This is a genomic window from Pandoraea terrigena (genome assembly GCF_902459705.1).
In the GTDB taxonomy this organism is placed as follows: Bacteria; Pseudomonadota; Gammaproteobacteria; order Burkholderiales; family Burkholderiaceae; genus Pandoraea; species Pandoraea terrigena.
This window is the reverse complement of sequence record NZ_CABPRU010000005.1, coordinates 86,303-108,754: the sequence shown is the minus strand read 5'-3', so window position 1 is coordinate 108,754 and position 22,452 is coordinate 86,303. Positions and strand designations below refer to the sequence as shown.

Sequence of the window (22,452 nt, the reverse complement as noted above, 5' to 3'; positions counted from 1 at the left end):
GGGGCATCCATTGCGATGTCTGAATCCGTCCGGTTCCGGTCTGCGGGCGGCCTGTCGGGGCATGAGGGCACGCCTTAAGATGGCGTCACCGTCCCCCAACCTCATGGAGTCGCTCATGTCGCAGAACCTATCCGCCCAACCCTCCCGTACCGCCCTGCTCGTCATCGACGCCCAGGAATCGTTTCGCCAACGCCCGTACTGGCGCGAAGACGATCTCGCCACGTATTTCGACCGCCAGCAGGCCCTCGTCGACGGCGCCGTGGCGCGTGGCGTACCCGTCGTGCAGGTCTTCCACATTGGCTCGGGCGCGTTCTCACGTGATTCCGGCTTCGTTCGCACGCTCGAAGCGCTGCGCATCACGCCCGCATTCACCGTGGACAAGGTCAAGCACAGCGCCCTGGCCGGTTCCACGCTCGGCGCGTGGCTCGTCGAGCACGGCATCACGCGCCTGATCGTCTCCGGCATCCGCACCGAGCAGTGCTGCGAGACGACCACGCGCGCTGCGTCCGACGCCGGTTACGCGGTCGATTTCGTCACCGAAGCCACCCTCACGTTCCCGATGCAGCACCCGCGTACCGGGCGCGAGCTGTCGGTCGCGGAGTTGAAGGAGCGTACGGAAACCGTGCTCGTCGATCGCTTCGCGCGCATCGTCACGGTTGAGGAAGCGCTCGCCGCGGTGTAATGTCGGATGCAACCTGCCCTGGCCGCACCGGCCACGCTGTCCGAATCTGACCTGAACGCCCGCTGAGATGCCGCGACTGCAACCCGTCTACCTGCTGGTCATGCCCGATGCGTTGCTACTCGACGTGGCAGCGCCCGCCGAAGCCTTGCGCATCGCCAATCATCAGCAGGACGCGGTGCGTTTCGTGTTGCATTACGTCGGCACGCAGCGCTCGGTGGCAACCTCCATCGGTCTGTCCGTCTCGCCGCTCGCGGTATTGCCCGGCGATATACCCGACGACGCCTGGCTGGTCGTTACCGGAACCGTCGAGAAGCCGCTGCCGGTTCAGGCGGCGGACAGCGGCGTCACACCGCGCCATTCGGCGGCGTCCACGGAAGATGCCGAAGCCCTTGCCATCGACTGGCTTCGGCGGGTTGTGCGCCCCACGCATCAACTGGCCTGCATCTGCACGGGTGCACTGCTGGCCGCGCGCGCGGGACTGCTCGACGCCCGCGCCTGTACCACGCATCACGGCAGTTGCGACGCCCTGCGCACGTTGGCGCCGAGCGCCCGGGTCGCCGACAACCGGCTTTACGTGCATGACGGAAATGTGTGGACGAGTGCGGGCGTGACGACGGGCCTCGACCTGATGCTCACGCTCATCGCCAATGCCACCGGACCGCTGTGCGCGGCGGCCATCGCTCGACAGATGGTCGTCTACGCCCGGCGCGCGGGCGCCGACCCGCAGTTGTCCCCGTGGCTCGATGGCCGCAACCATCTACACCCGGCACTGCATCGCGTGCAGGACGCCATCGCCGCCGATCCCGCGCACGACTGGACGCTCGCCTCGATGGCGGACATCGCGTGCGCGAGCGAACGGCACGTGACGCGACTCTTTCGCGAGCATGCCGGCATCGCGCCCATCGATTACCTGCATCGGCTGCGCATCGCGCTCGCGCGCGAGATGCTCGGCAACAGCCAGCTCGACCTGGAACGCATTGCGGAGCGCACCGGCTTCGGGTCGAGCCGGCATCTCCGACGCGTCTGGCATAAGTTCGATGCGCTCCCGCCAAGCCGCGCACGCCGCATCGCGCACGACGGTTGAGGCCGGTTGAGGCGTCCGGGGAACGTTTGACGGCCGCGAGCCCCTCCCGAGGGATACCTCGCGAAACCAGCGCCGACTCGCCGCAACCCGGTAGAATGGCGATCGCACGCAAAACGCACGACTCTCGACTTCAAGATGGCCCACGACCTCGTCATTCTGGGCGGCACCCCGTCCGCTTCGCCCACCACGCCCACCGCTTCCACCGCGCCTGCTACGGCATTCCCGCCCCACCTGCAAGCGGCTGTTGGTGCCTTCGCGCCTGGCGCGAGCGTCACGTTCACCCCGGGCGCGGCGCGCATTGCCGATGTCGTCGACACGCCCGCCCTGCGCGCGGCGATGGATGCGTTTGCCCAACAGCACGAGGTCGACGCGGTGCTTGTCGACAGCCACCGCCGCCTCACGGACTTCAAGTTGGTGGCCATGGACATGGACTCGACGCTGATCACCATCGAGTGTGTCGACGAAATTGCCGATTTCTGTGGGCTGAAGGCAGAAGTCTCCGCCATCACCGAAGCCGCCATGCGCGGCGAGATCAAGGACTTCAACGAGAGCCTCACGCGGCGTGTGGCGCTGCTCAAGGGGCTCGACGCAAGTGCGTTGGAGAAGGTCTTCAACGAGCGTCTGCAACTCTCGCCCGGCGCCGAAACCATGCTGCGCGGGGTTCAGGCACTTGGCATTCGCACGCTGCTGGTGTCCGGTGGCTTCACGTTCTTCACGGAACGATTGAAGACGCGTCTGAACCTGGACGTCACCCGCGCGAATACGCTGGAGATTGTCGACGGCAAGCTCACGGGCCGTGTGCTCGGCGAGATCGTCAACGCCGAGGTCAAGGCACGCACCGTGACCGAAGTGGCGGCGCAGCTCGGCGCCAGCCTCGATCAGGCGATCGTCATGGGCGATGGCTCGAACGATCTGCAGATGATGGCCATCGCCGGGCTGTCGGTCGCGTTCCGCGCGAAACCGGTGGTGCGGGAGAAGGCCTCCGTCGCGTTCAACTACGCCGGACTGGACGCGCTACTGTCACTGTTCCGCCAGGACTGACCATTGCCGGCGCGATGCGCCGGCAATGGTCCTCCGTCCCTAGCTTCCGGGGCAGGCACCCGCCCCATCCCTTCAGGCGCCAAGGTGCGCCGTCAGACTGGCTTCGATATCGGCCTGCAAATCGCGCACGTCTTCGAGACCGACGTAGAAGCGCACCAGCGCGCCCTGATGTGGCCACGGCGTTGCAGTGCGCATGGACGGCACGCGATACGGCACGACCAGACTGTGCGCGCCGCCCCAACTGAAACCGATCTTGAACAAGCGCAGCCCTTCGATGAACGCGTCGATCTGCGCGGGCGTGTAGCGCTCGTCGAACACCACGGAGAACAGGCCCCCCGCGCCCGTGAAATCGCGACGGAAATGCGCATGCCCCGGGCAATCCTCGAATGCCGGATGCAGCACCGCCGCGATTTCGTGGCGCGTGCCCAGCCACGTTGCCAGCGTCATCGCGGCACGATCGTGTGCCTCGAAACGCAGTTGCATGTTTGGCAGGCTGCGTAGCACCAGGCTGCAATCGTCGACCGACACCCCCACGCCCATGCGCATGCGCGCCTGCTTCAGACGGTGGTGCACATCGTCGTCGACGGTCACGGCCGCACCCATCAACACGTCGCTGCCGCCCGATTGATACTTGGTCAGGGCCTGGACCGAGATGTCCACGCCGTGATCGAACGGGCGGAACGCCAGGCCAGCGGAATACGTGTTGTCGATAGCGGTAAGCACCCCGCGCTCGCGCGCAACCCGCGCGATGGCCGGCACGTCGGGCACCTCCATCGTCACCGAGCCGGGCGCCTCGATCCAGATCACCCGGGTGTTGGGCTGAATCAGCGCACCGATCCCGTCACCGATCATCGGATCGTAATAGCGCACCGTGATACCGAACGACTCGGCGAGCCAGTCACCATGCTCTCGGTTCGGGCCGTAGGCATTGTCCGGAATGAGGACGTCGTCACCGCTCTTGACGAGGCCGAAGTACACATTGGAGATCGCAGCCAGCCCCGAGGGGAACAGCAGACAGTGCTTGCCGCCTTCGAGCGCAGCCAGACGCCGCATCAACTCCATCGATGTGGGCGTCGCGTGCAAACCGTAGCGCCACTGACTGTCGTTCCTCCAGTCGAGTGAGCGCATGGCGGCCAGATCGGGGAAAATCACCGTCGACGCGCGGGCGACGGGCACCGGCATCGCGGCAAAACCGGCCGGCACTTGCGCGTCGGGATGCAGGATATTGGTTTGCCAGTGCCAGCCGTTGGCTTCCGGTGTGTCGAGGGGCTTACGGTTGTCTTGCGTCATTGCGGCTCCGGAAAAACTCGGGCCGGCAACGACACCGGCCCCCGGGAGTAACTTACACGCGCTCGAACACGGCGGCAATGCCCTGGCCACCGCCAATGCACATCGTCACCAGCGCATAGCGTCCGCCGATGCGCTGCAACTCATGCAAGGCCTTGACCGTGATCAGCGCGCCGGTTGCACCGATCGGGTGTCCCAGCGAAATGCCGGAACCGTTCGGATTCACCTTGGCCGGATCGAAGCCGAGATCGCGCGTGACCGCGCACGCCTGGGCCGCGAATGCTTCATTGGCTTCAACGACATCGATGTCGCCGACCTTGAGACCGGCGCGCTCCAACGCCTTGCGCGACGCCGGTACCGGACCGATGCCCATGTAGTTCGGATCGACACCGGCATGGGCGTAGCTGACCAGGCGCGCGAGTGGCTTGGCGCCGCGACGCTCGGCCTCGGCACGCTCCATCAGGATCAGGGCGGCGGCCGCGTCGTTCAGCCCCGACGCGTTCCCGGCGGTGACAGTGCCATCCTTCTCGAACACGGGGCGCAGCTTCGCCATGTCGGCCAGGGTCACGTCCGCGCGCACGTGTTCATCGGTCGTGAACGAGACCTCGCCCTTCTTCGTCTTGATCGCGATGGGGACGATCTGGTCGTTGAAATAGCCTGCCGCCATGGCGCGCGCGGCGCGTTGATGCGAGTCGACCGCGAGACGGTCCTGATCGTCTCGCGTAATGCCCCACTTCTTCGCGATGTTCTCTGCCGTCACGCCCATGTGAATGTTGGCGAAGGGGTCATGCAGCGCGCCGAGCATCATGTCGACCAGACGCGACTCCCCCATGCGCGTGCCCCAGCGGGCGCCCGGCATCACGTACGGCGCGCGGCTCATGCTCTCCGCACCGCCCGCCATCGCGACATCGGTGTCGCCCAACAGGATCGATTGCGCGACGCTGACGACCGCCTGCAGGCCGGAGCCGCACAGGCGATTGACGGTCATCGCGGGCGCATGCTGGCTCACGCCGGCCTCGATGGACGCCACGCGGGCCAGGTACATGTCCTTGGGTTCGGTATGAATGACGTTGCCGAACGCCACGTGTCCGATGTCGTCGCCGCCAACATTGGCGCGCGCCATGGCCTCGCGGGCAACGATGGCACCGAGCTGCGTCGGTGCGAAATCCTTCAGGCTTCCGCCAAAATCTCCAATCGCGGTGCGCACACCGCTGACGATCACGACCTCTCGTTGCATGTCTCTTCTCCGGGTGAATATCAATTTGCAACGAGTATAGCGCCGCAGGGGTTCCCGCGATGGCAGGCGCAGTGGAGGGAAACTTCAAGGAGCGAGCTTGCCGGGGCGGCCGCCATGTCGGGTGCCACCTGTTGCAATGCAGTGGGGAAGCCGGGGCGCCGACGCGCCCCGTGGGGTCATGCGTGGCTGCGGGTCAGCCCGCGAGTGTGTGGAGCACCCGCTCGGCGCGCGGCACCGGCGCGACCGCGCCGTAACCGGTCGTCGACAACGCGGCACAAACGTTGGCATAGCGCGCGGCCGCAAACGGATCGTCACCCAAGGCCAGACGGGCCACGAACGCGCCACCAAAACAATCGCCGGCCCCGGTGGCGTCAACGGCATTCACCGCATACGGCGCGACAATCCGACGCTCGTCCGGAGTGGCGACGTAACAGCCCTCGCGACCCAGCTTGAGCGCCACGACCTTCACGCCGCAGGACAGCAGTGCGTCGAGGATGGCATCGCGATCGTCCAGCCCGGTGAGCGCCGTCACGTCGTCCCAGCTCGGCAGGCAGACGTCGGTCAGGCGGAATGCTTCGCGCATCGTGGCGCGGGCACGCGCCAGCGGCCACAGCTTCAGGCGCAGATTTGTATCGAACGACACCTTGCCGCCAGCGGCGCGGATCGTCGACATCGCCTCGAATGCGGCATCGCAGGCGCTCGCGCTGATCGCCAGGCTGATCCCCGACAGATGCAGGAACGCTGCCCCGGCCAACGCGTCGTGCGGCAGATCCTGCTGACAATAACGGCTCGCAGCGGACCCGGTGCGCAGGTAGTCGAAATGGTGTCCGCTCTCGTCGTGCGACACAAAATAAACGCCGGTCGGGGCCTGTGCATCGACGCGAACCCAGCGCGTATCCACGGCTTCCTCACGCCACAGATCGAGCAACATACGGCCGAAGCGGTCATCGCCGACCGCGCTCACGAAGCCCGTGCTTACGCCCTGGCGACGCGCCGCGATGACGAAGTTGGACGTGTCCCCGCCGAAGCCCTGCAAATACTGGCGGGGGTCGCCGGGCGACTGGTTGAACTCGACCATGGCTTCGCCCATCGCCAGCACTTGCGGAATCGACGTCTGCGTGAGCGCCATCAGACCACCTCGCCCCACAGATCGTGGCCGTCGGCACCCGTCACGCTCACGTTCACGAACTCGCCGACCTTCAGGCGCTTGGCCGCCTTGGGTGTAGGCTCGATATACACGAGGCCGTCGATTTCCGGCGCGTCCGCTGCCGAGCGGGCCACGCCGCCATCCTGGTTGATCTCGTCGACAATGACCTGGATCGTCGTGCCGACCTTGCGCTGCTGGCGCTGCGCCGAGATCTCTTCGGCCACTTCCATGAAGCGCGCGCGGCGCTCCTCGCGCACCTCATCGGGCAATGCGCCCGGCAATTCGTTGGCCTTGGCCCCTTCGACCGGCGAATAGGCGAAGCACCCCACGCGGTCCAGTTCGGCCTCGCGCAGGAAGTCCAGCAGATAGGCGAACTCGGCTTCGGTCTCCCCCGGGAAACCCGCGATGAACGTGCTGCGAATCGTCAGATCCGGGCACAGCTTGCGCCACGTCTGAATGCGCTCGAGATTCTTCTCACCCGAGGCCGGGCGCTTCATGCGCTTGAGCACGTCCGGATGGGCGTGTTGCAGCGGCACATCGAGGTACGGGAGGATGTGGCCCTCGGCCATCAGCGGAATGATCTCGTCAACGTGTGGGTACGGGTAGACGTAGTGCAAACGTACCCATGCACCATATGCCTTGGCCAGTTCGCCCAGCGCCGTGACCAGTTCGGTCATGCGGGTCTTGAGCGGACGCCCTGCCCAGAAGCCGGTGCGGTACTTCACATCGACACCGTATGCGCTGGTGTCCTGCGAGATCACCAGCAACTCCTTCACGCCGGCCTTGAACAGGTTCTCGGCCTCGAGCATCACTTCGGCCACCGGGCGCGAATCGAGATCGCCGCGCATCGACGGGATGATGCAGAACGTGCAGCGGTGATTGCAGCCTTCGGAGATCTTCAGATACGCGTAATGACGCGGCGTGAGCTTGATGCCGGCGGGCGGCACCAGATCGGAGAAGGGATCGTGTGGCTTCGGCAGATGCGTGTGCACCGCGCTCATCACTTCACCCAGGGCGTGGGGGCCGGTGACAGCCAGCACTTTCGGGTGCACGGCGCTGACGATGTCCTGACCGGCGGCGTCCTTCTTGGCGCCCAGGCAACCGGTGACGATCACTTTGCCATTCTCGGCAAGCGCTTCGCCGATGGCGTCGAGACTTTCCTGAACGGCGTCGTCGATGAAGCCGCAAGTGTTGACCACCACGAGATCGGCACCGTCATAGGTACCGGCGATGTCGTAACCTTCGGCGCGAAGTTGTGTCAGGATCTGCTCTGAGTCGACCAGCGCCTTGGGGCAGCCGAGCGAAACGAAGCCGACCTTGGGGGTGCCAGCGGGCGATGGGCGGGACATGGGGCGAAATCCTGATCGAGTAAATACGGGTAACGTCTGACCGGCGAAGCCGTGGCCTGAGCCATGCCTCGCACGGCACCGGCAATGGCACGGTATCGCACGCAGCGCCTGCCAGTCACCGAAAACGCCGCAAGAAACATCCCGCGGCGAACAACCGCGTATTTTACCCTGTTCGCCCGCGGGGCGTTCCAACTATGTTGCCGATCGTTATCCTGGGCGCCCCGAGCCGCATCGCAACGCCGGCAACCCGCTCATGGCTTCTTGTTCGGGTCGCCCGGTGCCCCGGGAGCGCCCGGCGTTCCCGGGAACGGGAACGTGCTGAACATGCTCTTCGCCTGGCTCTGCATCTGCTCCTGCATCTGCACGAACAGATTCTTCGATTGCTCGATGTAGTTGGTCATCATGCCCTGCATCATCGGCGCCTGCATGTTCATGAATTGCGCCCAGACATCGGGGTTGAACGTCGCGCCTTCGTAGATGCCCTTCGACTGATCGGCCAGCTTGTTCTGAATTTCGATGAACGTCTGGATATTCTTCTCGAGATACGTCCCCATCATGCCCTGCAGCGCATGCCCGTAGAAGCGGATGATCTGGGACAGCATGGCGCTCGAGAACATCGGGACGCCACCGGTCTCTTCTTCCAGGATGATCTGCAGAAGAATACTGCGTGTCAGATCCTCGCCCGACTTGGCGTCCACGACCTTGAATTCCTCGGTCTCGAGCACCAATTGCTTCACATCGGCAAGGGTGATGTACGTGCTGGTCTGCGTATCGTACAGACGCCGGTTCGGATACTTTTTGATCAGGCGTTCGTCAGTCTTCTTGCTCGCGGCCATGCGGTGGGTTTCCTGCATTTATGAAGGACTTCCCCGACCGGCGGTCGGGGTTAGTCACATATTATCGATTCTAGGACGTTTGCTGCTATGCGGCAAAGCCCTAACCCGCAACGGGGCACGTCGGGCACGGCTGGCCCGCACCCACGCCCCGTGCCCGCTCAGCCCATATGCAGGCCGCCGTTGAGCGAGAAGTCCGCCCCCGTCGAGAAGCCGGAGTCTTCCGACGCCAGCCATGCCACGATGGACCCAATCTCACCCGGCTCGCCCAGGCGCTTGACGGGAATCGTCGCCACGATCTTGTCGAGCACGTCCTGACGAATGGAGCGCACCATGTCCGTGCCGATATACCCCGGCGAGACGGTGTTGACCGTCACGCCCTTGGTCGCCACTTCCTGCGCGAGCGACATCGTGAACCCGTGGATGCCGGCCTTGGCCGTCGAATAGTTCGTCTGACCGAACTGCCCCTTTTGCCCATTGACCGACGAGATGTTGATGATGCGGCCCCAGCCACGCTCGCACATGCCCTCGATGACCTGCTTGGTCACGTTGAACAGGCTCGTGAGGTTGGTATCGATGACGGCATCCCAGTCTTCGCGGGTCATCTTGCGGAAGACGACATCGCGCGTGATGCCCGCATTGTTCACCAGCACGTCGACGGCGCCGACCTCGGCCTTGACCTTTTCGAACGCGGCCCGGGTCGATTCCCAGTCGCCGACGTTACCTTCGGACGCAATGAAGTCGAACCCCAACGCCTTCTGGTCTTCCAGCCACTTCACGCGGCGCGGCGAATTCGGCCCGCAGCCCGCCACGACCTTGAAGCCATCCTTGTACAGCCGCTGGCAGATGGATGTACCGATACCGCCCATCCCGCCTGTCACATATGCAATGCGTTGAGTCATGGAAAGCTTCCCCCAAAATGACGGCATTTCTGCCGCCTGTTGCGACTGCCAATTGACCGACGCACAAGCCACGCGTTCCCACGCGCGCCTTTCGTCTCCTGACTACTTCAGCGTGCGCCCGTGCGCGATGAACCCACGGGCGATACCGATTCGATTTTTGTCGGACGATGTGCCGATACGCGTCAGACGCGCTCGACCGCCAACGCGACGCCCATGCCGCCGCCGATACACAGCGACGCCAGACCGCGACGGGCATCGCGGCGGACCATTTCGTGCAGCAACGTCACCAGGATACGGCAGCCCGATGCCCCGATCGGATGCCCGATGGCGATGGCGCCGCCGTTCACGTTGATCTTCGAGGTGTCCCAGCCCATCTGCTGGTTCACGGCCAGTGCCTGCGCCGCAAAGGCTTCGTTGATTTCCATCAGGTCGAGATCGCTGGCCTTCCAGCCTGCGCGCGCGAGGCAGCGCTGCGATGCCGGCACCGGGCCGATGCCCATCACCTTCGGATCGACGCCCGCATTCGCGTACGCCACGATGCGCGCGAGCGGCGTAAGGCCCAATTGCTCGGCGCGCTTGGCCGACATCACGACCACCGCCGCCGCGCCGTCGTTGATCCCCGAGGCATTGGCCGCCGTCACCGTGCCGTCTTTCGCAAACGCAGGCTTCAGGCCCGCGAGCGACTCGGCCGTCACGCCATGGCGCACGAATTCGTCGGTATTGAACACCAGCGGATCGCCCTTGCGCTGCGGGATCGAGACCGGCACGATTTCGGCGTCGAAACGTCCCGCCTTTTGCGCGGCCTCGGCCTTGTTCTGCGAGGCGGCGGCGAACGCGTCCTGCATTTCGCGGGTGATGCCGTATTCCTTGGCGACGTTCTCCGCGGTAACGCCCATGTGGAACTGGTTGTACACGTCCCACAGGCCATCGACGATCATCGTGTCGATCAGCTTGGCGTCACCCATGCGGAAGCCGTCGCGCGAGCCCGGCAACACATGCGGCGAGGCGCTCATGTTCTCCTGACCGCCGGCCACGACGATGTCGGCGTCGCCCGCAGTGATCGCGTTGGCGGCGAGCATCACAGCCTTCAGGCCAGAGCCGCACACCTTGTTGATGGTCATGGCCGGCACCATGGCGGGCAGTCCCGCCTTGATCGAAGCCTGTCGCGCCACATTCTGGCCCGAGCCAGCGGTGAGCACCTGGCCCAGGATGACCTCGCTCACGTCCTCGCCCTTGAGCTTCGCGCGCTTGAGCACTTCGTCGATCACGATGGCGCCCAGATCCGGCGCCGCCACCTTGGCGAGCGAGCCGCCAAATTTACCGACTGCGGTGCGCGCAGCCGACACAATCACGATATCCGTCATGTCTCTTTCCTCGTTTTCAAATGAGTCGAACCTGCGGGGGATGCCCATAGGGGCCACCCGTTCAGGCCTTGGCCTTCACGTAGCGGCCGGGCGCCGGTTCAATGGGGGCATAAACAACATTACCATACGCCTTTGGCGCCTTGACGCGTCTTCCCGCGTAGCCGGCCAGCCAATCGCTCCAGTCGCTCCACCAACTGCCAGGGTGCTCCGTCGCGCCGGCCAGCCAATCGCCGGCATCGGTACCCACGTTGTCGTTGCGCCAGTAGCTGCGCTTTTTCTTGGCCGGCGGATTGACCACGCCCGCGATGTGACCGGACGCGCCAAGCACGAAACGTCGCTCGCCGCCGAGCAACGGCAGCGAGCGGAACGCCGACGTCCACGGCACGATGTGATCCTCACGGGAACCAAATACGTACGCCGGAGCATCGATGCTGCGCAGGTCCAGCGGCACACCGCAAGTCTGCACGGCACCCGGCTGCTTCAATTCGTTCTGCAAGTAAAGGTGACGCAGATACCAACAGAACATCGGCCCCGGCAGATTGGTACCGTCACCGTTCCAGTACAGCAGGTCGAACGGCTGGGGCGCATTGCCCTTCAGATAGCTGTCGACCACATAATTCCAGACGAGATCGTTCGGACGCAGGAACGAGAACGTATTCGCCAGCTCCACGCCGCGCATGAGGCCAGGCGCTCGCCCGGCAACACCACCGATCGTCTGCTCGCGGAATTGCACATGCGGCTCGTCGATGAAGACATCGAGCACGCCGGTATCGGAGAAGTCCAGCAACGTCGTCAGCAGGGTCACGCTCGCGACCGGCGACTTGGCCCCTTTCTGGCCCTTCGCGGCCAGCACCGCCAACGCGGCGGCGAGCAACGTCCCGCCGACGCAGAAGCCAAGCGCATTGATCTGCGGCTGCCCGCTGATCTCGCGCACGACGTCAATTGCCGCGATCGGCCCTTCGCCCACATAGTCGTCCCACGTCTTGTGCGCAAGCGACACGTCGGGATTGCGCCACGACACGACGAACACCGTGTTGCCCTGCTCCACTGCGTAGCGGATCAACGAGTTCTCGGGTTGCAGATCGAGGATGTAGTACTTGTTGATGCACGGCGGCACGACGAGCAGCGCTCGCTGATGCACCGTCGGCGTGAGCGGCTTGTACTGGATGAGTTGGATCAGGTCGTTCTCGAAGACTACGGCGCCTTCGGTCGTCGCTACGTTGCGGCCGACTTCGAAAGCCGTCTCATCCGTTTGCGATACCTTGCCCTTGCCCAAGTCGGCAAGCAGGTGCTGCATGCCGTTGAGCAGACTGTCGCCGTTCGTCTGCACGAGGCGTTGCTGAGCATCGGGATTGGTCGCGATGAAGTTGGCCGGCGAACTCGCCGCCACCCATTGCTCGATGGCAAAACGAATCCGTTCGCGCGTCTTGGCGTCGGCATCGACCCACTCGGCCATGCGCAGCAGGAAGCGCCCATTGAGCAGATACAGCGCCGCAGGCAACGCGTAGAACGGATTGCGCCAGCCGTCCCCCGCGAAGCGCCGGTCGCCCAAGGCGGGCGCCGTGTCCAGTCCAGGTTGCGAGAAGCTGGCCACAAGTTCGGAAAATTCGCGGGCATATTCCGTCTGAAGCGCATTCAGGCGGGCCGGATCGACGTGCAGCGATGCCGGCGGCGGCAGGCTGCCCGCCTTGCCCAGGAAATCAAAAAGCCCCGCGAACGGATTCGCGGCAGATGGCGCCCCAGGGGCAGCCGACAATGACGGGCCGGCAGCGCCCGGCAACGCCCCGAACAATTGTTGAGCGGCCTTGAACCACTGCGACATGTCCTGAGCGGAGAGCGAAGCGGAGGGAAACTGCTTGGCAAACGAGGCGGCAAACGAGGCCGGATCGAAGTTGGCACTGGCGCGATTCATGGTAGCCTGAGTGTCACGTTCGTTGCGCTCACGGGCCGGCGCCCGAAACGCGGGGGCACGCAGCGCTGACTCAGCGATACGCCCCACCTGCGAAGCATTCTTGCGTGCGCAGGCAAGCGTGTCAATGCTTGCAACATACGTCCTGCATGCATTTTTTGTCGCCTCACCTATTTTGAATGCGCGTTTGTCCCCATGCTGATCGTCATTCTCGGCTGGCTCTATGTCATTGCGATGGTGGCCATCACGGCGCCGACCGTCGCGCTGGGTATCGTCATCTTTCTTGGCGGCGGCCTCGCCCCGGCAGTGCTCTGGCTGTACATCGCCGGCAGCCGCATACGGCGTGCCCGCCGGCTGCGACCCGATGACGTAGTCGCGCAAGCCGCCTTGTCGCCGGATAGCGACGCCAGACAGCCCTCGCCACCTAAGCCACCTACGGCGTCACATTGACCTGTCCCTGGACGGACACGCTATGCCGTGCGCCGCGTCAGGCGGTGCGCCACACGAGTGCCGCCATGCGCCCCGTCGTCCGGTCGCGCCGGTAGGAATAGAAGCGTGCCGAATCGCTGACCGTACACCACTGCCCCCCCGAGACCTGCGTCACGCCTTCGCGGGCCAGTCGCAACCGCGCGAGCGCACACAAATCCGCCAACGATTTTCCCGCGTCGGGATCACCGTGCGGGACGAACGCGGACTGCGTCGCTTCACGCTCGTCCGGTGTCGCCGCAGCGAGAAACGCCTCCCCCACCTCGCGGCCAACCTCGAACGCTTGCGGGCCAATGCAGGGGCCGAGCCACGCGAGAACTGGCGCATCGGCATCGCCCTTCGGCAAGCGCGCTCGCAACGCCTGTACCGTCTGCTCGATCACGCCGGCGCAAAGTCCGCGCCAGCCGGCATGCGCGGCGGCCACCGCGCGCCCTTGCCCATCGCACAGCAGCACCGGCAGGCAGTCTGCCACCATGACAGTACTTGCCACGCCGGTTGCATTCGTGGCGCTCGCATCCGCCTGCAAGGGGGCGCCAGCATCCACCGCCTCGAGCGCCGCTTGCGCATCGACCACACGCGGTCCGTGGATCTGCGCCACCCATGCCGACGGCACACCGGTGCGCGCCGCGAGCAATGCACGATTGATGCGCACGGCAGCGGGATCGTCGTCCGCCTTGTATCCCAGATTGAACGTGGCTTGCGGACCTTGACTCACGCCGCCCGCGCGCGTCGTGAAGACGGCGCGAACATTCGCCGGGGCGGGCCAGTCGGGGACGATCCAGTCCGCAGGCATCAGGTCTTGCTCAGGCAGGGAAGAAGTCATCGAGCGAATCGGGAAGCGTTGAAAAATCGAATTCGAGTCCAAGCGCGCTCATGAGCTGGCGCAAGTCGTCGGGCAACGGCGCCTGCCAGTGCGCTAGATGGCCATCATCGGGGTGAATCAGCCCCAGTCGCCAGGCATGCAGCGCCTGGCGCACGAAACCGCCCGGCAGCGCCGGACGTTGATGACGCGGCTTGTAGAGCGGATCGCCCAGCAGCGAATGGCCGAGGTGCGTCAGATGCACGCGAATCTGGTGCGTACGGCCCGTATCCAGCGAGCAGAGCACGAGCGACACCGGGGCGCCTTCCCATTCTGCGCTGGCCACGGTCACGACACGCGTGCGCGCCGGTTTGCCCCCCTGTCCCGGCACGACCGCCATGCGAGTGCGCTCGCGCGGGTCCCGACCGATGGGGGCGTCCACGACGGTGCGTTGCGGCGGGCGCCCCCACACCAGCGCCGCATAATGACGCTTGACGGTACGGGCCTGCAACTGGCGCACCAGATCGGTTTGCGCCACGAGCGTGCGCGCCACGACCATCAGGCCGGACGTGTCCTTGTCGAGCCGGTGAACGATGCCAGCGCGCGGCAAATCGGCAGCTGCTTGTCCGTAGCGATACAACAGGCCGTTGAGCAATGTCCCCGACCAGTTCCCCGCCGCCGGATGCACGACGAGACCCGCCGGTTTGTTGAGGACGGCCAGTGTCGCGTCCTCGTAGACGACATCGAGCGGCACAGGCTCGGGGGCGAACGCGAGCTGCTCGGGCAGCGCCGCCGGCGTGATAAGCACTGCCTCGCCGCCGGCCACCTTCTGGCGAACCTTGGCGGCCTCGCCGTCGAGTGTGACGCGACCGTCTTCGACCCACGCCTGCAAACGGCTACGGGAGTATTCGGGAAAACATTGTGCGAGCGCCTTGTCGAGTCGTTCCCCGGCCAGAGACTCGGGCAGGGTGGCGCTGAGCGGCGCGTGGGTGCCAGGCCCACCCGACAGGGCGTCACCGGACACGGAAGCCCCGGGACGGGGGCCATCGGCCGCGCTTGGGAAAGCCTCAGGAAGCGAATTGAGGTCGTCATCAGACGAATCCTCCGCATTTTCCGTGGCAAATGAGGCGGTTACGCTATAATCCGGCAGAATTGAATGGGTCATCGAGAAGTGAAGCTAACGAGCATGCAAGCCCTGAAACTTGTCAAACATCTGACGCTGGCCGCAGTCGTGGTCGGCAGCCTTGCCGCCTGCGGCATTCTGCCGGAGAAGGTCGACGAAACGGCCGGCTGGTCGACGAACAAATTATACTCGGAAGCCAAGGACAGCTTCGATAGCGGCGACTATACGAAGGCCGCCAAGTACTACGAGTTGCTCGAAGGGCGCGACCCGTTCGGCCCGCACGCGCAGCAAGCGCAAATCAACACGGCCTATTCCTACTACAAGGACAACGAGCCGGCGCAGGCGCTCACCGCCATCGACCGCTTCATTCGCCTGCACCCGGACAGCCCGTCGATCGATTACGCCTATTACCTCAAGGGCCTGATCAACTTCAATGACGACCTGGGCCTGTTCGGCCGCTTCTCGGGTCAGGACCTCAGCGAGCGCGACCCGAAGGCGCTGCGCGCGGCTTACGACAGCTTCAAGTATCTGGTCGAGCACTATCCGAGCAGCAAGTACGCGAATGACGCCGCGCTGCGCATGCGCTACGCCGTCAACGCCATGGCCGCCCACGACGTGCATGCCGCCGAATACTACTATCGTCGCGGCGCATACCTCGCTGCGGTGAACCGCGCACAAACCGCGCTGAAGGACTACGATCAGGCACCGGCGCTGGAAGACGCACTGGGCATCATGATCAAGTCGTACGACAAACTCGGCATGACCGAGCTGCGTGACGATGCCCGACGCGTGATGGAAAAGACCTATCCGAAAAGTGGCTATCTGACCGTCGGCCATCGCATCAACACCGACGGCGACAAGAAGTCCTGGTGGCAACTCTGGCGTTAAACGTCGCCGCGGCCCGCCCCATTGAAAAGCCCTCGTTCGCACGAGGGCTTTTTTGTTGCTGCAGGCGATGGCATCGGCACTGAATTCGATCGACGGATCGGTGGATCAACGTTCACCTGCCCCGCCTTGTCAACTACGCGCCAGCACGTCAGTCGCCGGCCTCGGCGGCGATCTCGTCGAAGAAGCCGCGCACGATCGGCAGCTCACGCGTGCGCTTGAACGGCGGCAGGCTCTGCCAGATCCGGCGCCCGTAGGGCTTGTCGACCAGCCGCGGATCGCAAATCATCAGCACGCCACGATCTAGCTCGGAACGAATCAACCGCCCCGCCCCTTGTTTGAGCGTGATAACCGCCTGCGGCAACTGGTGCACAGCAAACGGGCTGAGTCCCTTCTTCGTGAGCGCATCGAGCCGTGCGGCCAGCACAGGGTCGTCCGGCGGTGCAAACGGCAGTTTGTCGATGATGACGAGCGAGAGCGCCTCGCCACGCACATCCACCCCTTCCCAGAAACTCTGGCTGCCAACGAGCACGGCGTTGCCGAGGGCGCGAAAGCGATCGAGCAATTCGGTCCGGCTCGCCTCGCCCTGCACGAGCAGCGGATACGGCCAGCCACGGCGGTCGAACTCCTCACGCAGGCGCTCCGCCGCCCGGTTCACCGCACGCAACGTTGTGCACAGGACGAAGGCGCGACCACCGCTCACCTCGAGCACCGGCAAGGCGGCGTCGAGCACGGCGTCGGTGAAGCCCGGCGCCGACGGCTGCGGCAATCCGCGCGGCACGTATAGCAGACTCTGATTCGGATAATCGAACGGGCTGGCGAGTGTGAGCGACTTGCCAGCGTCGAGGCCCAACTGCGCCGCGTAGTGCATGAAATTACCCTTCACCGACAACGTGGCCGACGTGAAGATCCAAGCCCTTGGCGCACCGGCGCGCTGCTTCGAGAAGATCGGCGCAATCGAGAGCGGCGTCTGATGCAACTGCACCGCCTGCGAGAACACCTCGATCCATCGCACCGTCTCCGGCGGCGTGTAGGTTTTTTCCGTCGCCCCGTCGCCCGTCGAAGTCCCCGACGCCGGCTTCGCTTCAGCGGCCAACCGCGCGGCTTCCGCCTCGCGCGCCTTGGCGGCTTTTTCGCGCTTGCCGTCAGTGACACGCGGCGCGTCCGGATCGAGCAACGGCAACGGCGACTCGCCGGGCGCGGGCGGCGTCGCCCCCGTCCGCCAACGTTCGAGTTGCTGATGCAGTTCCAGTGCGCGACGCAGGCAAGTGCCCAGCGCCTCGGCCCGCTCGGCCTGGTGTTGGAGCGTCTCGATCATGTCCTGCAACGCGACATCGACGCTGTCGAGTGCGCCGAACAATTCGTGATCGTCGGCCAACTGTGCGACCGACATCCGCGTATTGTCCTGCCCGAAGGTCAGACGCACATCGCGCGTCGCCCGTTCGAGGTTCGCCCCGAGCTTGACCCAGTCGGCCGCATCGCGGGCATGAATCAGTCCTTCGGCCACGCAATCGCGTGCCAGTTCGAGCATCTGCCCCGTCGAGACGGTCTCGCCAAAGAACAGCGTGGCGGTCTCGGGCAACTGATGCGCCTCGTCGAAGATCACCGTGTTCGCGCTCGGCAGCAACTCGGCCATGCCCGTGTCGCGCAACATTACGTCTGCAAAGAAGAGGTGATGATTGACGACCACGAGATCCGCCTGCTGCGCTTCCTTGCGCGCCTGCATCACGAAGCAATCCTTGTAGCGCGGGCAATCCTGACCGAGGCAGTTGTCACGAGTGGACGTGACTTGCGCCCAGATCGGTGCATTCTCCGGCACCGACGCCAGTTCCGCCTTGTCGCCGCTGTGTGTGATTTGCGCAAACGTCACGATCTCGCGCAACTGGGCCGCTTCATGCCGCGACGCGAAACGCCCTTCCTGCTGGGCACGTTCCAGATAGTAGTGACAGAGGTAATTCGCGCGCCCCTTGAGCATGGCCACCGTCACCGGCACCGCGAGTGCTTTGCGTACCGTTGGGATGTCGCGCGCGAAAATCTGATCCTGCAAGTGCTTGGTGCCGGTCGAGATGATCGTCTTGCCGCCCCACAGCATGGCGGGCACGAGATACGCGTAGGTCTTGCCCGTGCCAGTTCCGGCCTCGGCGATCAGCGTGTCGTGCGTGTCCATCGCGGCGGCGACGGCGCGCGCCATCTCGGTCTGCGGCTCGCGAGAGCGATAGCCGTCGATCGCGCGCGCCAGCATCCCGCCGTCGCCGAAGATCTCCTGCAACTCACGCTCGCGCTTGGTGGCAAGCGGCTTGAGTCCATGGAAAGTGGGCGTCTCGGCAGGGTTTTGGGAGATGTCGGGAAAATCGCTGGATGCGGCGGCGGAATCGGTCAAAACGGCAAGAAAACTCAAAGGTGTCGCGAATCACACCTACAGGATTCGCAACACCGTCAATGAAGAAAAGCAATCGCGCCGACTATCGGACGCGCGTCGCAAACGTTGCACGGTGCCCGCGCTCACGCGGGCTGGTCCGGCATTTGCTGCACTTGCAGCAGGGTGATCGTGTCCTTGATTTTCAGACGGCGCTTCTTGAGTCGCGTGACCTGAAGTTCGTCGTACGCCGGTTCCATCAGCAATTTGTCGATCAGGAAGTCGAGATCGCGGTGTTCGATCTGCAACTCGATGATGCGGCGCCCGACGGAGTGAAGATCATGCTGCATCGTGGTCACTCTCCTGCGACACTCGAAAGATTCCAGGGCCGGCGCGCGTAGTCCTTCCCCGACGGCGTACCAGACAACGACGCGTCATGACGGATCGCCTCGCAACGCCACGGCACGGGTCGGGTCGGGACATCGCTCACGGCCCCGGCAACGGCTTGTGCGCCGGTGCGTTGCCCGACTCAGACTCCTTGCGGCGCGCATCCGACTTCTTCTGGCGCTCGACGGCGTCCTGCTGCTTCTGGTTGAACTTGCGCACGTTGTCTTCGCGCTCCGCCGCCTTGCGCGCCGCAGTCGCCTTCGCGTCGTCGAGCTTCTGCTGCTGCCCAGCCTGCTTGGCACTGTACTGCTCGGCGTTGGCCGCCCGCTGCGGCGCCTGACCCGTACGCTCGGTCACGCGCTGCTGATACTCCGCCTGCTTGGCTTGATAGTCCGATACGTTCTGCGCACGTTCCGCAGCCCGCTGCGACGCTTCGGCCGCCGTTTGTGCACGCTTTTCCGCCAGCCGCTCGTCACGTTCCTGCGCGCGCGCCTTGCGCTCCTGGTCCTCAAGTACCAGCCGCTGGCTGCGAACGGCCTTGAGGTCAGCACGCTGGTCATCACGCGCATTGTCGATACAGTAATTCACGAAGAACTTCGATGCACACTCGTACTTCGCCTGCTCGAAGCGATAGTCGATCCAGGCACGCTGACGATCGAGCACAGCGCGACGGCCGGCGAAATCGTCGTCGGCAGGGTGCAAATCGAGGGAGTCGTCGTAGGCGATCGGCTTGTCGTCCTCGGCGATGGTGGCGCTGGCGGCACTGGCGGCACTGGCCGGCGACGGCGTGCGATCAGCCGTGGCATCGAACGGAACGTGCGGCACGCGAAGCTGTTCGGTCGTGCGCCCGGCGGCCTCGATCGCCGAGAGCCCCTGCGCGAACGTCGCGTCGGGCACGATGGCAACCGCCATCGCGATGCCGAACGCGCCCACAGCGGCATGACGGCACAAAGACGGGCGCGAAAACAATTTTTCGAAGGAAATCATGAAGTTGAGCAGAGTGATGCCAAATTTTAGCATTGCCTGCCCAGACGCGCCCGCGGTTTATGGCAAAATGCCCCGCTCCTGGCACTTGGGTAACTCGCAACACTCATGACGCAAAACGTAGCCCTTCAGATCGTTCAACGCATCGCCGACGAACTCAACGTGCAGCCGCGTCAGGTGGCCGCCGCCGTGCAACTGCTCGACGAAGGCGCCACCGTGCCCTTCATCGCCCGCTACCGCAAGGAAGTCACCGACAACCTCGATGACACGCAGTTGCGCACGCTCGAAGAACGCCTGCTGTATCTTCGCGAGCTCGAAGAACGCCGTGCGTCGATCCTCGCGAACATTGACGAGCAAGGCAAGCTGACCGACGCGTTGCGCACCGCCATCGAGGCGGCCGACACGAAGCAGACGCTCGAAGACCTTTATCTCCCGTACAAGCAGAAGCGTCGCACTCGCGCGCAAATCGCCCGCGAAGCCGGTCTCGAGCCGCTCGCGCAGGCCTTGCTCGCCGACCCGACGCTCGATCCGCAAACCGAGGCCGCCAAGTTCGTCGACGCCGACAAAGGCGTGGCCGACGTCAAGGCCGCGCTCGATGGCGCCCGCGACATCCTGTCGGAACAATTCGGCGAGACGGCCGAGTTGCTTGGCAAACTGCGCGACTACCTGTGGCATCAGGGCGTCGTGTCGTCGAAAGTCGTTGAAGGCAAGGAAGGCGACGAAGGCGAGAAATTCCGCGACTACTACGACTACGCCGAACCGATCGCCGCCGTGCCGTCGCATCGCGCGCTCGCCCTCTTCCGCGGCCGTAACCTCGGCATCCTGATGGTCAAGCTGGGCCTGGGCGAAGAACTCGACACACAGATACCGCACCCGTGCGAAGGCGTGATCGCCGGGCACTTCGGCATTCGCCAACAGAGCCGTGCCGCCGACAAGTGGCTCGGAGACGTCTGCCGCTGGTGCTGGCGCGTGAAGGTTCAGCCGCACCTCGAGTCGGAACTGCTCACGCAAATTCGTGAAAGTGCCGAGAGTGAGGCCATTCGCGTGTTCGCGCGCAACCTCAAGGCACTGCTGCTCGCCGCCCCGGCCGGCCAGAAGGGCGTGATCGGTCTGGACCCGGGCCTGCGTACCGGCGTGAAGGTGGCCGTGGTCGATCGCACCGGCAAGCTGCTCGGCACCGACACGATCTACCCGCACGAACCGCGCCGCGATTGGGACGGCTCGCTCTCGCGACTCTCCAAGATCGCCGCCGCCACCGGCGCGGAACTCGTGAGTATCGGCAACGGCACCGCGTCCCGCGAGACGGACAAGCTCGCGCTGGAGCTGATCAAGCGCCATCCCGAACTCAAGCTCCAGAAGATCGTGGTCTCGGAAGCGGGGGCCTCGGTGTACTCGGCGTCCGAATTCGCCGCGAAGGAATTCCCCGAACTCGACGTGTCGCTGCGCGGCGCGGTGTCGATCGCGCGCCGCTTGCAGGATCCGCTGGCCGAACTCGTCAAGATCGAGCCGAAGGCCATTGGCGTGGGCCAGTACCAGCACGACGTGAACCAGCGTGAGCTGGCACGCATGCTCGACGCCGTGATCGAGGACTGCGTGAATGCCGTGGGTGTCGACGTCAATACCGCCTCGGCACCGCTGCTTGCGCGCGTATCGGGTCTGAACAGCACGCTGGCGAAGAACATCGTGGACTTCCGCGACAGCAACGGCCCGTTCCCGAATCGAGACGCGCTCAAGAAGGTGCCGCGCCTGGGCGACAAGACCTTCGAGCAGGCCGCCGGCTTCCTTCGCGTGACCGGTGGCGACAATCCGCTCGACCGGTCGTCGGTCCACCCGGAAGCCTATCCGGTCGTCGAGCGCATTCTGGCGAAGATCAAGAAGAGCATTGGCGAGGTAATGGGCAACGGCTCGGTCGTGCGCGGCGTCTCGGCAAACGAATTCGTCGACGAGCGTTTCGGGCTGCCGACCGTCAAGGACATCCTGACCGAACTCGAGAAACCGGGCCGCGATCCGCGTCCGGAGTTCAAGACGGCGACCTTCCAGGAGGGGGTCGAAAAGCTCACCGACCTCAAGCCGGGCATGCAGCTCGAAGGCGTGGTGACGAACGTGGCCGCCTTCGGCGCGTTCATCGACATCGGGGTGCATCAGGATGGTCTGGTGCACGTCTCGGCCATGTCGACAAAGTTCATCAAGGATCCGCACGAAGTCGTGAAGGCCGGTGACATCGTGAAGGTGAAGGTGCTCGAAGTCGATGCGCGCCGCCAGCGTATCTCGCTCACCATGCGCCTGAACGACGACTTGCCGGTGGCGGGCGCCAGCGATCGTCCGAGCAGCGGCGGTGGCGGTGCACGCAGCGGCAATGGCGGCGGCCACCGTGGCGGTGGCGCTCAACGTCAGCGCGAACCGGAGACGGTGAACGCCATGGCGGCCGCTTTCGCCAAGCTTAAGCGCTAAGCCCTTGCGAGACTGACGCGCGACGCGCAGGCGTCACGTCGCGCCGCGTCCAGTCCCGTTGAGACAGGCCCGCCTTCTTCGGAGCGCGGGCCTTTTTTCAGTTCGCCAAAACACCAAACCCCCAAGGGCTGGCGGAATCGCCAACC

General features: G+C 64.8%; 19 protein-coding genes. 6 read left to right on the top strand and 13 right to left on the bottom strand.

Going from position 1 to position 22,452, the window contains the following annotated elements; genetic code table 11:
- Positions 1-115: 115 nt before the first annotated feature.
- From PTE31013_RS12675 to serB, 3 genes are all read left to right on the top strand, one after another.
- Positions 116-682 (top strand): cysteine hydrolase family protein, encoded by a 567-nt coding sequence (locus tag PTE31013_RS12675; protein ID WP_150613159.1) that lies wholly within the window; start codon positions 116-118, stop codon positions 680-682.
- Positions 683-749: 67 nt separating this feature from the next.
- A complete protein-coding gene (locus tag PTE31013_RS12670; RefSeq protein WP_150613158.1) occupies positions 750-1,766 on the top strand; it encodes a GlxA family transcriptional regulator in 1,017 nt (338 codons plus the stop codon).
- A 135-nt stretch (positions 1,767-1,901) separates the two neighbouring features.
- Positions 1,902-2,807 carry a phosphoserine phosphatase SerB gene (gene serB, locus PTE31013_RS12665; protein ID WP_246174414.1) on the top strand — a complete coding sequence of 302 codons (906 nt, stop codon included), beginning with the start codon at positions 1,902-1,904 and terminating at the stop codon, positions 2,805-2,807.
- Between the two features lie 72 nt (positions 2,808-2,879).
- Here the strand turns inward: serB and PTE31013_RS12660 are convergent, their stop codons facing one another.
- From PTE31013_RS12660 to phaC, 8 genes are all read right to left on the bottom strand, one after another.
- Positions 2,880-4,097: a cystathionine beta-lyase gene (locus PTE31013_RS12660; protein ID WP_150613157.1), complete on the bottom strand. Its 1,218-nt coding sequence runs from the start codon at positions 4,095-4,097 to the stop codon at positions 2,880-2,882.
- Positions 4,098-4,149: 52 nt separating this feature from the next.
- Entirely contained in the window at positions 4,150-5,331 is a 1,182-nt protein-coding gene (bktB, locus tag PTE31013_RS12655; protein WP_150613156.1) for a beta-ketothiolase BktB, read from the bottom strand.
- 193 nt (positions 5,332-5,524) lie between these two features.
- Positions 5,525-6,460 carry a sugar kinase gene (locus PTE31013_RS12650; protein WP_150613155.1) on the bottom strand — a complete coding sequence of 312 codons (936 nt, stop codon included), beginning with the start codon at positions 6,458-6,460 and terminating at the stop codon, positions 5,525-5,527.
- Positions 6,460-7,827 carry a 30S ribosomal protein S12 methylthiotransferase RimO gene (rimO, locus tag PTE31013_RS12645; protein ID WP_150613154.1) on the bottom strand — a complete coding sequence of 456 codons (1,368 nt, stop codon included), beginning with the start codon at positions 7,825-7,827 and terminating at the stop codon, positions 6,460-6,462. Before rimO ends, PTE31013_RS12650 begins: the two co-directional genes overlap by 1 nt.
- Before the next feature lie 251 nt (positions 7,828-8,078).
- On the bottom strand, positions 8,079-8,663 hold the full coding sequence (gene phaR / locus PTE31013_RS12640) for a polyhydroxyalkanoate synthesis repressor PhaR (RefSeq protein ID WP_150613153.1): 585 nt from the start codon (positions 8,661-8,663) through the stop codon (positions 8,079-8,081).
- A gap of 158 nt (positions 8,664-8,821) precedes the next feature.
- Complete coding sequence (locus PTE31013_RS12635) at positions 8,822-9,562, bottom strand: 3-ketoacyl-ACP reductase (RefSeq protein ID WP_150613152.1); 741 nt, start codon at positions 9,560-9,562, stop codon at positions 8,822-8,824.
- 182 nt (positions 9,563-9,744) lie between these two features.
- The gene (locus PTE31013_RS12630; RefSeq protein ID WP_150613151.1) at positions 9,745-10,926 is read right to left on the bottom strand and encodes an acetyl-CoA C-acetyltransferase; all 1,182 of its coding nucleotides are present in this window, start codon (positions 10,924-10,926) and stop codon (positions 9,745-9,747) included.
- A 61-nt stretch (positions 10,927-10,987) separates the two neighbouring features.
- Positions 10,988-12,838: a class I poly(R)-hydroxyalkanoic acid synthase gene (gene phaC, locus PTE31013_RS12625; protein ID WP_246174411.1), complete on the bottom strand. Its 1,851-nt coding sequence runs from the start codon at positions 12,836-12,838 to the stop codon at positions 10,988-10,990.
- A gap of 192 nt (positions 12,839-13,030) precedes the next feature.
- On the opposite strand from phaC, the gene PTE31013_RS24830 reads away from it, so the two are divergent.
- Positions 13,031-13,285: a hypothetical protein gene (locus tag PTE31013_RS24830; protein WP_174978537.1), complete on the top strand. Its 255-nt coding sequence runs from the start codon at positions 13,031-13,033 to the stop codon at positions 13,283-13,285.
- Positions 13,286-13,322: 37 nt separating this feature from the next.
- Here PTE31013_RS24830 and pgeF read toward each other — a convergent pair whose 3' ends face one another.
- Together pgeF and PTE31013_RS12615 are read right to left on the bottom strand one after the other, a co-directional pair.
- A complete protein-coding gene (pgeF, locus tag PTE31013_RS12620; RefSeq protein WP_425495562.1) occupies positions 13,323-14,144 on the bottom strand; it encodes a peptidoglycan editing factor PgeF in 822 nt (273 codons plus the stop codon).
- A complete protein-coding gene (locus tag PTE31013_RS12615; RefSeq protein ID WP_174978544.1) occupies positions 14,125-15,285 on the bottom strand; it encodes an RluA family pseudouridine synthase in 1,161 nt (386 codons plus the stop codon). Before PTE31013_RS12615 ends, pgeF begins: the two co-directional genes overlap by 20 nt.
- 21 nt (positions 15,286-15,306) lie before the next feature.
- Between PTE31013_RS12615 and PTE31013_RS12610 the strand changes: the two genes are divergently transcribed.
- Positions 15,307-16,131, top strand: coding sequence for an outer membrane protein assembly factor BamD (locus PTE31013_RS12610; RefSeq protein ID WP_150613150.1), 825 nt, complete (start codon positions 15,307-15,309; stop codon positions 16,129-16,131).
- A 148-nt stretch (positions 16,132-16,279) separates the two neighbouring features.
- Here the strand turns inward: PTE31013_RS12610 and yoaA are convergent, their stop codons facing one another.
- From yoaA to PTE31013_RS12595, 3 genes are all read right to left on the bottom strand, one after another.
- Entirely contained in the window at positions 16,280-18,508 is a 2,229-nt protein-coding gene (gene yoaA, locus PTE31013_RS12605; RefSeq protein WP_150613149.1) for a DNA repair helicase YoaA, read from the bottom strand.
- A gap of 122 nt (positions 18,509-18,630) precedes the next feature.
- Positions 18,631-18,834, bottom strand: a complete 204-nt coding sequence (locus PTE31013_RS12600; protein ID WP_150589082.1) for a YdcH family protein — start codon at positions 18,832-18,834, stop codon at positions 18,631-18,633.
- Positions 18,835-18,970: 136 nt separating this feature from the next.
- Positions 18,971-19,783, bottom strand: coding sequence for a hypothetical protein (locus PTE31013_RS12595; protein ID WP_150613148.1), 813 nt, complete (start codon positions 19,781-19,783; stop codon positions 18,971-18,973).
- Positions 19,784-19,963: 180 nt separating this feature from the next.
- Here PTE31013_RS12595 and PTE31013_RS12590 point away from each other — a divergent pair, with 180 nt between their 5' ends.
- Positions 19,964-22,306, top strand: a complete 2,343-nt coding sequence (locus PTE31013_RS12590) for a Tex family protein (protein ID WP_150613147.1) — start codon at positions 19,964-19,966, stop codon at positions 22,304-22,306.
- Positions 22,307-22,452: the final 146 nt, after the last annotated feature.